16 protein-coding genes are annotated in these 13,009 nt (G+C 64.5%); 4 read left to right on the top strand and 12 right to left on the bottom strand.

From position 1 onward, the window contains the following. Positions 1-27: 27 nt before the first annotated feature. On the bottom strand, positions 28-333 hold the full coding sequence (locus tag LVJ94_50890) for a hypothetical protein (GenBank protein WXB05192.1): 306 nt from the start codon (positions 331-333) through the stop codon (positions 28-30). After that, on the bottom strand, positions 291-1,607 hold the full coding sequence (locus LVJ94_50885; protein WXB05191.1) for an FAD-dependent monooxygenase: 1,317 nt from the start codon (positions 1,605-1,607) through the stop codon (positions 291-293). Before LVJ94_50885 ends, LVJ94_50890 begins: the two co-directional genes overlap by 43 nt. Before the next feature lie 93 nt (positions 1,608-1,700). Here LVJ94_50885 and LVJ94_50880 point away from each other — a divergent pair, with 93 nt between their 5' ends. Continuing rightward, positions 1,701-2,417 carry a TetR/AcrR family transcriptional regulator C-terminal domain-containing protein gene (locus LVJ94_50880; GenBank protein WXB05190.1) on the top strand — a complete coding sequence of 239 codons (717 nt, stop codon included), beginning with the start codon at positions 1,701-1,703 and terminating at the stop codon, positions 2,415-2,417. 31 nt (positions 2,418-2,448) lie between these two features. Then, entirely contained in the window at positions 2,449-3,201 is a 753-nt protein-coding gene (locus LVJ94_50875; GenBank protein WXB05189.1) for an SDR family oxidoreductase, read from the top strand. 3 nt (positions 3,202-3,204) lie between these two features. Here the strand turns inward: LVJ94_50875 and LVJ94_50870 are convergent, their stop codons facing one another. The 6 genes from LVJ94_50870 to LVJ94_50845 form a co-directional block, all read right to left on the bottom strand. After that, a complete protein-coding gene (locus tag LVJ94_50870; GenBank protein WXB05188.1) occupies positions 3,205-5,001 on the bottom strand; it encodes a hypothetical protein in 1,797 nt (598 codons plus the stop codon). 50 nt (positions 5,002-5,051) lie between these two features. Then, positions 5,052-5,501, bottom strand: a complete 450-nt coding sequence (locus LVJ94_50865) for a hypothetical protein (protein ID WXB05187.1) — start codon at positions 5,499-5,501, stop codon at positions 5,052-5,054. Positions 5,502-5,756: 255 nt separating this feature from the next. Further along, positions 5,757-6,266, bottom strand: a complete 510-nt coding sequence (locus tag LVJ94_50860; protein WXB05186.1) for a hypothetical protein — start codon at positions 6,264-6,266, stop codon at positions 5,757-5,759. 59 nt (positions 6,267-6,325) lie between these two features. Next, complete coding sequence (locus tag LVJ94_50855; GenBank protein WXB05185.1) at positions 6,326-6,853, bottom strand: DinB family protein; 528 nt, start codon at positions 6,851-6,853, stop codon at positions 6,326-6,328. A gap of 9 nt (positions 6,854-6,862) precedes the next feature. Continuing rightward, the gene (locus LVJ94_50850; protein ID WXB05184.1) at positions 6,863-7,420 is read right to left on the bottom strand and encodes a hypothetical protein; all 558 of its coding nucleotides are present in this window, start codon (positions 7,418-7,420) and stop codon (positions 6,863-6,865) included. A 32-nt stretch (positions 7,421-7,452) separates the two neighbouring features. Then, positions 7,453-7,839: a VOC family protein gene (locus LVJ94_50845; GenBank protein ID WXB05183.1), complete on the bottom strand. Its 387-nt coding sequence runs from the start codon at positions 7,837-7,839 to the stop codon at positions 7,453-7,455. 328 nt (positions 7,840-8,167) lie between these two features. Here LVJ94_50845 and LVJ94_50840 point away from each other — a divergent pair, with 328 nt between their 5' ends. Further along, on the top strand, positions 8,168-9,007 hold the full coding sequence (locus tag LVJ94_50840; GenBank protein WXB05182.1) for a hypothetical protein: 840 nt from the start codon (positions 8,168-8,170) through the stop codon (positions 9,005-9,007). Between the two features lie 13 nt (positions 9,008-9,020). On the opposite strand, the gene hflX is transcribed toward LVJ94_50840, so the two are convergent. The 3 genes from hflX to LVJ94_50825 form a co-directional block, all read right to left on the bottom strand. Beyond that, entirely contained in the window at positions 9,021-10,397 is a 1,377-nt protein-coding gene (gene hflX, locus LVJ94_50835) for a GTPase HflX (protein WXB05181.1), read from the bottom strand. 74 nt (positions 10,398-10,471) lie between these two features. Then, positions 10,472-11,041, bottom strand: a complete 570-nt coding sequence (locus tag LVJ94_50830) for a hypothetical protein (protein WXB05180.1) — start codon at positions 11,039-11,041, stop codon at positions 10,472-10,474. 96 nt (positions 11,042-11,137) lie between these two features. Continuing rightward, on the bottom strand, positions 11,138-11,593 hold the full coding sequence (locus tag LVJ94_50825) for an Rrf2 family transcriptional regulator (GenBank protein ID WXB05179.1): 456 nt from the start codon (positions 11,591-11,593) through the stop codon (positions 11,138-11,140). Between the two features lie 157 nt (positions 11,594-11,750). Here LVJ94_50825 and LVJ94_50820 point away from each other — a divergent pair, with 157 nt between their 5' ends. Further along, positions 11,751-12,242 (top strand): hypothetical protein, encoded by a 492-nt coding sequence (locus LVJ94_50820; protein WXB05178.1) that lies wholly within the window; start codon positions 11,751-11,753, stop codon positions 12,240-12,242. Positions 12,243-12,245: 3 nt separating this feature from the next. Here the strand turns inward: LVJ94_50820 and surE are convergent, their stop codons facing one another. After that, positions 12,246-12,950, bottom strand: coding sequence for a 5'/3'-nucleotidase SurE (gene surE / locus LVJ94_50815; protein WXB05177.1), 705 nt, complete (start codon positions 12,948-12,950; stop codon positions 12,246-12,248). Between the last annotated feature and the right edge of the window lie 59 nt (positions 12,951-13,009).

Genomic DNA, 13,009 nt, shown 5'->3' with positions numbered 1-13,009 from the left:
CGGAACGTCAAATCTCGATTGCCCGACTCAGGAGAGCGTCGCGTGCGACGCTACGCGTGCAAGCGCATCGCGAAGCGCGCGCTCCGGATCGTCGGGCCGCACGGCGGAGCGCCACGCCACGTAGCCATCGGGTCGGATGAGCGATGCGCCCTCGGGCGAGAGACCGTACGCTGTTCGAAGGGCTTCTGTATCCAATGGCTCCACATCGGTGCCGATGCGCAGGCCTTGCACCTCGATGCCCAAGGAGGAACCGACGCGGGCGGCCGCGGTGATCCATCGGGCATCTTCGGTCAGGAGGACCCAGCCATGCTGGTAGAGATCGAGCGTGGACACCTTTTCGTGGCCGCCGCGCAGAACCCACGCGTGCGGTGCGCGCGTGCCAGGTGCCCCGCCCATTGTTCGGGACGCCGTGCAGGCGCGAGCTCCGCGCCGGCGCCGATCACCGCGTGCGATCGGTACAATTGGCCGAGCTCCATGGCAGCATCGTCGAAGACGGGCCCATGCGGCGCCTCGGTCGTGGCGAACGCCTTGAAGTCGGAACGCGCGAAGATCTGATCGTGGCGCAGCCATGCGATGGGGCGCCGCTCGGCGTCGTAGGTGTCGAGCAATGCCGGAGTCGAGACCCCCGAGAGAACGGAGGACAGCTTCCACGCGAGGTTGTGCGCATCCTCGATGCCGGTGTTCGCGCCATAGCCACCGCGGTTGGGCGGCAGCGTGTGCGCGGCATCGCCGGCGAGAAAGACGCGACCCGAGCGGAACGAGTCCGCGATGAGGGCGCTCAACTCCCACCGGCCCGTGGTGAGGATCTCGATCGGCAGATCGGGACGCCCCGTGGCCTTGGCAATCGCATCGCGCAGCCCCGCGTCGTCCCGCTCGCGATCGTCGGAAAAGATGAGCACCCAGCGGCCGTCGCGATAGGTGGTGAGGAACGCGCTCAGGTCGGGCTGCTCGATGTTGAACTGCGAAACACCGCTGCGGAGGTACTCGTCGAGCGGGGCGCGAAAGAGAACACTGCGCGCGGTCCGCATGAAGCCGCGCCCCGTGCGGCCGATGCCCAAGGCCTCGCGGATCGGGCTGCGATGACCGTCGGCGGCGATCAGGTACGCCGCGCGCACGGCGTACTCGCGCCCATCGGGCCCGCGCACGTGGACGGTCACGCCCTCGGCGTCTTGCTCGAAGGCCGTCATCTCGGTTTGAAGCCGCACGTCCGCACCGAGCTCGATGGCCTTGTCGCGCAGGATGGGCTCGAGACGATCTTGCGCAATGGCTGCCCCCAGACAGGGTGAATGCTCGATGGCCTTCGCCTCGTCCTTCTCGGGCGGCGACCAGGGCGCCTCCTCTTGGATCCATTTCCCGGCGAGGCTCTCGACCCGCGCGCGCCGCAACACCATGTTCGGCGGCGTCTGCGGGATGACGGAACCGAGCCCGACCGCTCGATACAGCTCGAGCGTTCGCGACCGGTAACCGACGGCGCGCGGATGCGGCGAGCTGCCCGGGTACCGTTCGATGAGCACGGTTGGAACGCCGCGCCATGCGAGAAAAAGCGCGGAAGACGAGCCGACCAGCCCGCCACCTACCACGACCACCGACGTTTCAATCGTTTCCATGGGACCTCCGATACACTGTATCTATCGATACACCGTATTGGTCCAAGTTGGCGTATTGTCAACGCTCCTGGGTTGAGCGCAAAGACGAAGGAGATGAGCGAGCGAACGAAGTCCACCCCGATCTGGGACCGCCCCGAGCCCGCGCCGCGGCCGACGCCGGGTCCACTGAGTCGCGAACGCATCGTTCGCGCGGCCATGGGCATCGCGGATGCGGAGGGACTCGTCTCCGTGTCGCTGCGCAAAGTCGGTGCGGCGCTCGAGGCGGGGCCGATGCGCTTGTACGGCTACCTCTCGACCAAAGAGGAGTTGCTCGAGCTCATGGTGGATGCCGTTTACGGAGAGATCCTCTCCGTGGGGCCCATCGAGGGGGATTGGCGCGAAGCCCTGCGAGGCATGGCGCATCGCACGCGCCAAGCCACCCGACAGCATCCGTGGTTCGTCGATCTCTTGGGCGGCCGTCCGAATCTGGGGCCCCATGCGCTTCGTTACCTCGAAACCTCACTTGCCACATTGAGCACATTGGCAAACATCGACGACGCGCTTCAGGCCTTCCGCACCGTCCACGCCTACGTGATCGGGGCCATCCGCAGCGAGGCCACCGAGCTGCGGGCGGAGCTGGAAACCGGGATGGACAAAGCCGCATGGCAAACCGCAAACGGCCCGTACGTCCTGCGCCAAATCGCCACCGGGCAATTTCCCATGCTTGCCAGGATCGTGCAGGAGGCCACGCACCCGTCGCCCGACGCGGTCTTCGACGCGGGCCTCGAGTGCGTGCTCGACGGAATCGCGGCGCGCCTCGCGCGCGGTTGACAAGCAGGCCGCTCGGGCTAGAGCCGTACCCATGACCACGAAGCAGGTGATGATCATCACGGGCGCCAGCCGCGGCATTGGTGCGGCCACCGCGCGGTGTGCTGCTGCACGTGGCTACGCCGTGGCGGTCAACTTCGCACGCGATGAAGGCGCCGCCGCACGCGTGACCTCCGAGCTGACCGCGCTCGGCGTGGAGGCCCTTGCGGTTCGGGCCGACGTGAGCCGGCAGGACGAGGTGCGCCGCCTCTTCGAGACGGTGGATGCCGAGCTCGGAGCGGTCACGGTGCTCGTGAACAACGCGGGCGTCGTCGATCGGCAATGCCGGGTCGACGCCATGGATGAAGAGCGGCTTTTGCGCATGTTCTCCATGAACGTGGTCGGAAGCTTCCTCTGCGCACGCGAAGCCATCCGACGCATGTCCACGCGCTACGGCGGCACGGGAGGGTGCATCGTCAACGTGTCCTCGGCCGCCGCACGTCTCGGCTCGCCCGGCGAGTACGTCGATTATGCCGCCGCGAAGGGGGCCATCGACACGTTCACCCTCGGACTTGCGCGCGAGGTTGCCGCCGAGGGCATCCGCGTGAACGCCGTGCGTCCGGGGATCATCCTGACGGACATTCACGCCAGCGGAGGCGATCCTGCCCGCGCCGAGCGTCTCGCGCCCCATTTGCCCATGCAGCGCGCAGGCACCGCCGACGAGGTGGCCGAGGCCATCGTGTGGCTCGCCTCCCCGGCCGCATCGTACACGACGGGCGCCATCGTGGACGTGACCGGCGGCCGCTGAAACCTAGTTCGCAGATAGTTCGATCATCGTCGACGCCATGCGCTGCGCGGGGCCGTATTTTTGATACGTAGCGCCCTCGGGAAGACTCGCCACGAGGGCGGCGGCCTCACCCCGGAGGCCAAACGCGACCGCATACCTGGCCACGGAATAGAGCCTCAGAATGGCCACCTCGTACGGGTAGATGCTCGTGTACGTCTCCGCATGTTTCGCAGCTTCTCGAATCGTTGCCATGAAGGCGATGAGAATGGCCCGCCCCTTGGCGAACTCGCCGCGGTCGGCAAGAAAGGAGAGGAGCACATCGAACACGGGGTGGACGGCGAGCCACGATTCGCCGACCGTGCTATTGGGAACCCCGGTTCGCGTGGCGACCTGGTAAAACCAGTGACGCAGCTCCTTGGACCGCGCGATCCATTCGGGGTGTCGCAACACGGCCGCGATGGCGGCATCCTGCATCTGGAACGTGTCGGTGGTTTCCAGGACACGTACGAGCATGGCGATGCGCTCGTCGTCACCCGCCCCACGAATGTCCGCGGCCGAACGAATTCGACATTCTGTCTCGCCGGTCGAAAGGACCGAGCCGTCCCAAGCAAAGATTTCCGACGACATGTCGCGAAATCGAGTTTCTGCATCGACGTCCGGCACCCAATGCGCCTGCTCCCGAAGAACCGCGCATCGAGTATACGTCAGGCGAAGGTCTTCCAGCTCGCCATCGAGCTCGCGCATTCGCTGGCGGCCCGCATCCGTGCCCACCGATTCATACTCGGGTGGAACGAGATCCTTCGTGGCTGAGAACACGGTACGCGTCGGCGGCGGAGCGCGCCCGGGGTACAGCGGGTGCCGAGGCACATCCAGCGCATAGAGGGCGCCGCTCGCCACGACGGCCAGATCGAAGGAGCGCTCCGAGAGCCCTTTCGTCAATGGATAGTCGCCCCGCCTCCCGACAATCTCGGTCATGAGAGCGCGGGCCGCGGGATCGGCGTGGAGGTGAGATCCCAATACCCGCATCGACTCGAGGTGATGCATCACGAGCTCGAACGAAATGGCATCCACGCCGCTGGTGCGCCCGTCGCGTGGCACGTTCAGCCGTCGGCGGACGTCCGGAATCCAGGCGCGAAGGAGATTTCGTGCTTCGGGGGATGACTCGTTCCAACGAGGACTCTCGACGACGCCGTACGCCACGCGCGCAACGATGAGCGCTTCGCGATCGTCTCGGGGAGCGTATACGAGCTTTCGAAGGAAGGCTCTTGCTTCAGGCACACGCGAAAAACTCGAGTGCACGAGTCGATCGAGCGCCAGATACCGAATCACGGATTTCGGCGGATTGGGCCCCTCCTCGTCGGGCGAAGGTCGATACGGCGTGAGCTGATCGGGATTGAGATCGACGAGGCGCATGAAGTATGCAGCCATGGTGTCCGTCGTCTCGTCGATGGCCCCCACCGCAAGCAAACGCGCGATCAGCATCCGCGAGAAGACCACCTCTCCGTGGCCGAAGGTCCCATCCCTCATCGCGAGGCGGAAGTCCGGGCTGCACGAAGGCTCGGGGAGGAGATCACGGCCATCCGGAAACAACGACGGGATCGTTTCCAGGATGTGTGCACCCACGACGGATGGCGACTGCGCGCGGGCCCACTCTCGACGAAGGAACGCGAACATCTCGTCCGCGGCGGGACGCCCCGTGCGGGGAACGTCGCCCGAAAGGCAGGGCACTCGCGGCGAAGAAACGGGGGGCGATGAGGAACCGCACCCCAGGCACGCGGACAGGAGGATCGAGAAGGCCGCGATCACACGTCGACGAATCATGTCCGTCGTTGGACACGCGACCCTCCCCGTCCCTGGGTCCTCGGCGTCGGTTACTTGGTCGCCGTACCGGTCAATTTGATGCTGCAGAAGATGTTCGCGGTGCCGGTGGCATCTGCGTGCAGCACACCGCTGGCATCGATGGATGCATTGGCCCCGGTCACGTCCACATTGTACGTGGTGCTGCCGTCGGAGAGTTCGCACTGGGTGCGTTGCTTGAGTTTGGCGTGCGTGGCATCCGTCTCGACGAATGGGATCTTGCATCCTTGGACGGTGACCACGATTTCGCCGGCGGCGCTCCCTGCGGTGACTTCACCCGCTTTGCCGGTGAGATCGAAGGCACTCGAAAGACAGGGGGAGGTGACTTGGCTTCCCGTTTGGAAGGTCCACGTACCCAGAAAAGCGTCTTCCAAAAGCGTATTCGACTCTTCCGCCGATGCCGTGATGCCAAAGGATGCCGTCGCCACACCGAGTACGAGGGCAGCACTCCACTTTTTGAACATGGCTCCTCCAATGCGGTTCGAATCTCTCGTAACGAACAATCGATTTACCTGCACCAGTGACCGCGCAATATGAATGGATTGCCCCGGTCGAATGCAAGCCATATTCACTTGATTCAATTACATGTTTCAAAAGACGAATGGCCGGACTGTCGCAACGCGACAAAGCCATTTACGTCACCGGGCTTCGTGGTTGGCGGAAGCGGGGCTTTGCGACATCCGTGAAGGACGGGTTACACCACAGTGAACGGACTGGCGCTAGGGAACGAACCAGCTGGTGCCGACGGTGATGAGGCTTCCGCGAAACACGGGCACGGTGGCCGTTCCCAAGGCGTAGCCGATGCACGACACGGCGCTGGCGGTGAGGTTCGAGGGGGTGTCGAGGACGACTTTGGAGATGTTCCCTGCCGGGTTGAAGGTCGCGGTGGCATGACCGTACCCGCGGGGGGCGCCGGCGGCGCGGCACGATGCGAGATCGATGGCGGCCAACGCCGTGCGGGCTTTGGCCGCGTCGAACGGCGGGGCCTCGTCGTCGTCGTCGGGCACCCGATCGCGCCTGGAAGGCGCCAGCGGCGGCGCATTTGGCACCTCGCGCATGGATCCGTTCACGAAGACGACCTGCTGCACGACCACGGGCTCGGCGTACCTCTCCGGCTCGGAGCGCGGGTGCCCTCCCGCGGGCCCATCGACGACGGTCACACCGCCTTGATTCAGCTGACCGCGGTAGCGGTACATCTCGCAGCCGCTCAGCCAACCGATTGCGGCCATGAGAATAAGGAAGCGGGGCACCATGAACGCCCCTTAGGCAGAAGTCGTGCCGCGACCTCTCACCCGGCGGCGCGAAGCAGGCGCAGTTGACCAATCTCGCTCGCGTTCTTCATCAATTCGGCATTCACCCAAGCAACCATGTGCGCGACCGTTTGCTCCGAATTGGGCCACGGAAAGGGTGCAACGCCATCGAGATCCGCGTCGGTAAGGCGCGCCAACACCTCGAGCCACTCGGTGCGAAGGTCGCGCAACCATCGAAGGCTCCCGGGGCCATCTCCCGGCCAGCCAATCGCCTCGCGGGCGCGCGGAGGGCGCTTTTGCGCGTGGTCGAGGGTCACGCTCCACCACCAACCGATGTGCCAGGTAAGCCACGCAATCGTGGGGACCGGAATGGGATCCAGCTCGGTTTCGGCCCAATCGGGGACCCACGGAGCCTCAGGTTGGAAACCGGGGCGCACCGTCCAAATGTGGGCGGCGGGCTCCCAGAGAAAATCTTCCGGGGTCAGCCGGTCCAAATGAAATTCGAACAATTGCCATGTCAAATCGAATTGCCAACGAAGAAGGTCGCGACGAGATACCGACATCATCGCGTCTTATCAGACTTTCGCGGCGATTTCCCCGAGCTGCGCCGAGACGATGCCGAATACGAAGTACAGCGCGGGCAGCCATGGCGCGACGCCCAGCAAGATGTCGATGTCGTCGGCATAGCGAAAGACGCCCGCCGCGACGAGTGCCGCCTCCACGGCCACGCCGCCCACGGCGGTCGCCACGGCGCAAACCAACGCCGGCTTGTCCCCGAATCGATGCCACGCCAACACGGCCAGGGCTACGACGACGAGCGTGCTCGGGACCAACGGCTGATGGCGCAACAACGCGGTCAGCGCATAAAGGCCCATGACCGCGGCAATGCCGGCGACGCCGTCGCCGACGGTGAGCGTCGCACGCGGCGCGGGCAAATGCAGGCGCAGCTCGGCGTTGGCCGCCGTCGCGAGGCCCACCAAAATGGGAAACCAAAACGGGCCATCCCAGATGAAGGGCGTCGACGTGGGAAAATACTGCGTCGTGCCGCTCGCCACGTGACCGTGATCCCCAAAAGGCGCGACGAAGGCGCCAATGGCAAAAAGGAGGAGCAAGCGCAGCGGCGGTAACTTCATGGCCTCGAGGCTACACGAGGACCGTCACCCGATCAGGGCTTACGATTTTCGCGCAGCATGAGGCGGTTGCCGTCGGGGTCTCGAAAAATGGCGACCAAGGCAACGGGTTGCTCGATGATCTGCGGTGTCTCGAACTCGACGCCGCGCGCTTTCAGCGTTTCGAAGGCCGCGCGGCAGTCGCTCGTTTCGAAGATGCACGCCCCCGGAACGAGCCCCGGCGCCGGCTTGGCATTCCCGTGGGTGCCGGGCCACAAAACGACCTGGAGTTCCTGCCCCGCGAGGCCCACGGTCAAAAATCGTGTGCCCGTGGGCAGCGGATTGTCCGCACGCTTCTCGAAACCGAGAACGTTCGTATAGAAATCGAGCGCCTTGTCCTGATCGTTCACGAACAAGGTCACATACGCCACTTTGCTCAGCATGGTCTCTCTCCTGCAGAGGCTTCGATCGTCCCTGCGATGACCTGACGACGGGCGCGCACGAAAGGTGACCCGGTTCGAGAAAAAAAATCGTTCACGAACGGTCCAGCATGCTTTCGGAAGACCCCGACTGGCGCGCGAGGCCAGTAGGGTGAACCCGTGAGAAGCACGCCTTCTCGGTCATTGGGCACGACGAAACGCCGTCATCGCTTGGACGAAAATATGATCCGGGCGCTTCGTCCCGAACATTGAACCTTGCGAGCCTCGACGGAGACCTTTCGTCGATGCATGGAGGGTTATTATGAAGATTGAACATCGCTTCGCTTGGACCATGTCGTGCGCAGCTCTGGCAGGGACCGTCGCAGCGTGCGCGGATGATTCGTCCGGCAAAAGCGACCAACCCGTGGCCGGTGGCGCCAAGGGCGGGGAAATCCACATTTACAACAAGAATACCGATATGGGCTCGTCGCACGAAGCCTCGGCCAACTTCTACGCGGGTGGTTGGACGGACGCCGTCGAGGCCCATTGCGAAACCACCACGGAGGGCAGCTGCATCATCTCGCGCTGCCAGCCGTTTACGCAGGAGGACTTCGCACGGCCCACCCCGGTGCCGGTCCCGGCCAACGCAGGCACCATCGAAATCCGCCGCTCCAACAGCGACAAGGTTCTCGTCTTGGATCCGATCCGCGGCGGACTCACGGAGTCAGGCTCGATTTGGTCGGGCGGCGAGGACATCTTCATCAAGGCTTCCGGCGATCCGGCCGGAGTCCCCGCGTTCGAAACCACGTTGAAGGCGCCATCCATGATCACGGTGAGTGTACCGGGGCAAACAGGTGGCAAAGACGTGCGCATCCCTCGCTCGAAGGATCTCGACGTGACGTGGACGCGGGAGGGCGCAGCCTTCGGGACCGTGAAACTCGTCCTTGGAGGCAGCGCCCGCGGCGATATGAGCAACGTTGCCTGCACCTACCCGGTGGAGAGCGGCGCGGGCAAGGTGCCTGCGAGCGTCCTCGGTAGCCTCGCCGCCGGCAATGGTGGTTTGCGGTTCGACCTCACCGAGGAAAGAACCGTCGAGATCGACGGCGGTTGGAAGGTCCGCGTTTCGGTTCGCGCGGGCGCTGCCGGTCTCGATCCGCAAGGTCTTGCGGGTGGAAATGTGATCTTCGAGTAACGTTCCGCGACGTCTAAGCAGCAAAGACACGGCGGAGGCGGGCGAGAGCGGCAGGGAGTGCTCGCACGCGGAGGCGAGCACCGCTTTCGTCGTAGTCCTCGGAGATCACCCGTGCGTACTCGTAGATTTCGGAGATGCGCGATTGTTTGGCGTACGGAACGATCAATTCTTCGTCGATCATCGAAAGCTCGAAGTGATCGATGATCGTCTGCCGGAGCGCCTCGACGTCCTTTGGATCGTGGGCGGAGAGCGCAATGGCGCCGCGATGACGGCGGATGACCCGTTGGCGGCCCTCTTCGTCGAGCCGATCGATCTTGTTGAGGAGGAGCATGCGCGGCACCACGTCGGCGCCAATTTCGGCGAGCACGCTTTCGGTGACCTCGAGCTGCGCCTCGTAGGTGGGATCCGATGCATCCACGACGTAGAGCAGGAGGGAGGCTTCGAGGGCTTCATCCAGCGTGGAGCGAAAGGACGCGACCAGATCGTGCGGTAGCTTCTTGATGAAGCCGACGGTGTCGGACACCAAAAGACGCGGTTTCGTGGCCGGAGAAAGGGCACGAACCGTGGTGTCGAGCGTGGCAAAGAGCTTGTCGGCCACCAGCACGTTGCTGCCGGTGAGGGCCCGCATCAACGAGGATTTCCCTGCATTCGTGTACCCCACGAGGGCGACGCGAAGTTGATCCTTTCGCGCGACGCGCCGATTCGCCTGCTGCTTTTGAATCGCCGCGAGCTCTTCGCGCAGTTCGGCGATGCGGTCGCGCACCTTGCGGCGATCGAGCTCCAGGGCCGCCTCGCCGGTTCCCCGGCCGCGCTGTCGCTCTTTGGATCCCGTCGACTCGCGCATGCGCGGCACGACGTAGTTGAGGCGCGCAATTTCCACCTGCAGGCGCGCCTCGCGGCTGTGGGCGTGGCGGTGAAAAATGTCGACGATGACGCCCGTGCGATCGAGCACCTCGGCGCCCGTGGCCTTCTCGAGATTTCTCGCCTGGCTCGGGGTGATGTCGTGATCGACGATCACCACCGTGGGCTTGCGCGTCTCCTCCTCACCGAAGGCTTCGTCGGCATCCGTCTCGGCCTCGAAGGCATCGTCCACGGCGTCGTTCGCCTTCCAGCGATCGCGAGCCTTCGATTTCCGTTCCTTCGCGGCCGAGGGAATGTACCCCTGGCCGCCGGTGAGGTCCGCAAGCTCTTTCAGCTTGCCCTCGCCAAGAACGGCCGCGGCCGCAAGTGCGTCTCGTTTTTGGGAGACGGTTGCGGCTACTTCGTAACCAAGCGTGTGAACCAACCGTCCGAGCTCGGCGAGATCGGCGGTATGATCGACGTCGGAAACGCCCGGCAGCTGGACACCAACGAGCACGGCAAGCGGACGGATGGGGGATGAGTTGGACACGGACTGCCGCTCCTAGCACGTCGGCGGCGAGAAGTCCGCGAGCACCTACTGGCCATTTGGCGCCAGACCCGAGGTCAGTGGGCCAGTGCGAGGCTTAGCAGCGTGGCGGTCTCGATGGGCGTCCATTGCAAAATAGGGTTCGTGATCTCGATGCGGGTGCGCGCCGAACCGTAGCCGCAGCTGCGAAGCCCCTCGTAGCGGAACGGTGCGGTGCTGCGCTTCATGTCGTAGGTGCACCGCCCGACGTATCCGCTCAAATGATTGGCCCCGACCTCGAAGCTCGTTTGGGCGGTGCCGACGATGCCCTGAATGCGCATCACGCCGTGGGGGTTTTCGATGACGTCCAAATTGAGCGGGCCGCTGCCGAAGATGCCGCGGGCACTCGCCCCGGAGAACGAGACATTCACCGGAACGTCGTACGCGCTGCCTTGAAAGCCGGGGCCTTCCGAGAACTCCGTGGAGTCGGGCGAGGCCGCCGAGGCGCGGTGCAGACTGATACGCGAGCCGATGATGTTGTCGTCTTCGACCGAGGCGGTGAAGGCGTGCGTTCCGCCGGTCCACAAAACGAGATTCGCCGCTGCGGGCTCGGGCCCCTTCGATGGCGCCGGTGACGATGATGCACACCCGCTCGCGGCCATGAGCATAAGCCCCCCGATAAGCCATTTGCTTTGTTGCATGATCCAATCATACCGCATCGCCGGGTTGGCGCCCGTGCACCCCTAGGTTGCCTTGCGTAGATTTCACCCGTGGGCTTTGGCGCCTTTCTTACCCAGATGCCACCCTTTGCGGCGCACGTCGGAGGCAATGTCGGCCACGGAGATTCCCCGAAGGCGCGTGAGAAGTATGGCCTCGGCGTCCGCCAGAGCTCCACCCAACGCGCGATTGACGGCCTGCTCCACCAGGCAACCCGGGCTTTCGACGCGGTGGCCGATACTGAACACGGTGGGGGTGCCCAGCGCGTCGTAGACCTCTCCCAGGGTCACCGAATCCAATCCGCGCGCAAGCGACCAACCGCCGCCGTGCCCCTTCTCGGAGTGAACGATGCCCGCCTCGCGGAGCCCCGCCATGGTCCTTCGCAAGACGACGGGGTTCATGCCCATCATGGGGCCGAGTGTCTCCGAGGTATGGACGCCGCCCATCTCGCCCATGTGCAGGAGAACATGAAGTGCCACGGAAAGGCGGCTGTCGCGTCTCATGATACCTCAAGTGCTACGTGAGACGTTCCACACGTCAAGGTCCTTCGCGCGAACCGCCGTGCGCGGCGCTTTGGGCCACGCGACGATTGTCCTCGATTAAAGGCTGGGACCGGTGCGGCACGGGGCGTGCTCTTCCTGGTTTTCGATGCGGCATTCCATGCGATCCATCTGGGTGGGGGCCACGCTCCTTTTGGTCGGTTGCTCGTCGAGCGACAACTCCGGCGGAAGTTCGAACGGCGACGAATGCCGGTTGAACGTGCAGCTGTCCGGGGGGCTCGACGCCAAACTCGGCGACAGTTCGCAAGCCTGCGTGTACTCGGCCCGATCCGTCGGCTTTGCGCCGCTCGATGGGAAGGTGCTCGTGGCCATGTTCGTACGGAAGATCGAGGCCGGGCAAACCGGAACGTTCGCCGCCGAGATGACCGTCGATGCGGGCCAAGATCGCTGGGCACGCGCCGTATGCAGCGTCGACGTCGCGAGCAACGTCCCCGCGCCGCCGACCTACGACGCGGGCATGTCGTTCAACCCGCACCTGCTCAAAGGCAAAGGCTCGTGCTCGACCCCTGCGGTCTTCCAAGGAGACGGGGGCACGAAGGCGCCGGTCGACATTGGGCCGTTCACCTTCACGTTCACGACGCTGTTCTATTGAGCCTCATCGATGCTGCAGAAGCTCCTCGAGCGCGGTTTGGTCCGTGAGGTCGAGGCGCAAGGGGGTGATCGAGATCCAATCGTGCTCGATGGCCCAGCGATCGGTGCCCGGTTCGGGGGATTCGATGGGTTTCACGGCGAACCAGAATATGTCGCGGCCGTGGGGATCTTGCGCGGGCACGATGTGGCCGTCGTAATGCCGCACCGATTGTCGCGTGAATTGCACCCCGCGCGGATGGGGTGGGAAGTTCACATTGACCAAACAGAGCTTGGGTAGCTCGAGGAGCTGCGCGATGACGCGGGCGATGTGCGGCCGCAAAATCGCGTAATCGTCCTCCGTTTCCGACGCGCTCAGCGCCACGCCGCGCATGCCGAGAAGCGAGGCTTGCTTGGCTGCCGCAAGCGTGCCCGAATGCCACATCGAATTGCCGACATTGAGTCCGATGTTCACGCCGGACAGAACCAAATCGACTTTTCCCCAGATGTGGCTGCCGAGGGCCACGCAATCGGCCGGCGTGCCATTGACGCGGAATGCATCGAATTGCCCCACTTTGGCGAGCCGTTGCGAGAGCGGTCGCGACGACGTCACGGCATGGGCCATCGACGATTGCTCGACATCGGGCGCGACAATCCGCACCTGTCCGAATTCCGACGCGGCCTCGGCCAGTGCGACCAGGCCGGGGCTGTAAATCCCATCATCATTGGTCACGAGGATGCGCATCCGCACGTGCGGTGCATGGATGGGGCCAAGACCAGGTCCACGCCGTG

It is taken from the genome of Sorangiineae bacterium MSr11367 (assembly GCA_037157805.1).
Taxonomy (GTDB): Bacteria; Myxococcota_A; Polyangia; order Polyangiales; family Polyangiaceae; genus Pendulispora; species Pendulispora rubella.
This window is presented reverse-complemented; position numbering and strand designations above follow the sequence as displayed.

Coding starts and splice junctions, on each gene's coding strand:
- LVJ94_50885 (WXB05191.1), bottom strand. CDS start 1,607: ATGGAAACGATTGAAACGTCGGTGGTCGTGGTAGGTGGCGGGCTGGTC.
- LVJ94_50880 (WXB05190.1), top strand. CDS start 1,701: ATGAGCGAGCGAACGAAGTCCACCCCGATCTGGGACCGCCCCGAGCCC.
- LVJ94_50875 (WXB05189.1), top strand. CDS start 2,449: ATGACCACGAAGCAGGTGATGATCATCACGGGCGCCAGCCGCGGCATT.
- LVJ94_50870 (WXB05188.1), bottom strand. CDS start 5,001: ATGATTCGTCGACGTGTGATCGCGGCCTTCTCGATCCTCCTGTCCGCG.
- LVJ94_50865 (WXB05187.1), bottom strand. CDS start 5,501: ATGTTCAAAAAGTGGAGTGCTGCCCTCGTACTCGGTGTGGCGACGGCA.
- LVJ94_50860 (WXB05186.1), bottom strand. CDS start 6,266: ATGGCCGCAATCGGTTGGCTGAGCGGCTGCGAGATGTACCGCTACCGC.
- LVJ94_50855 (WXB05185.1), bottom strand. CDS start 6,853: ATGATGTCGGTATCTCGTCGCGACCTTCTTCGTTGGCAATTCGATTTG.
- LVJ94_50850 (WXB05184.1), bottom strand. CDS start 7,420: ATGAAGTTACCGCCGCTGCGCTTGCTCCTCCTTTTTGCCATTGGCGCC.
- LVJ94_50845 (WXB05183.1), bottom strand. CDS start 7,839: ATGCTGAGCAAAGTGGCGTATGTGACCTTGTTCGTGAACGATCAGGAC.
- LVJ94_50840 (WXB05182.1), top strand. CDS start 8,168: ATGTCGTGCGCAGCTCTGGCAGGGACCGTCGCAGCGTGCGCGGATGAT.
- LVJ94_50830 (WXB05180.1), bottom strand. CDS start 11,041: ATGCTCATGGCCGCGAGCGGGTGTGCATCATCGTCACCGGCGCCATCG.
- LVJ94_50825 (WXB05179.1), bottom strand. CDS start 11,593: ATGAGACGCGACAGCCGCCTTTCCGTGGCACTTCATGTTCTCCTGCAC.
- LVJ94_50820 (WXB05178.1), top strand. CDS start 11,751: ATGCGATCCATCTGGGTGGGGGCCACGCTCCTTTTGGTCGGTTGCTCG.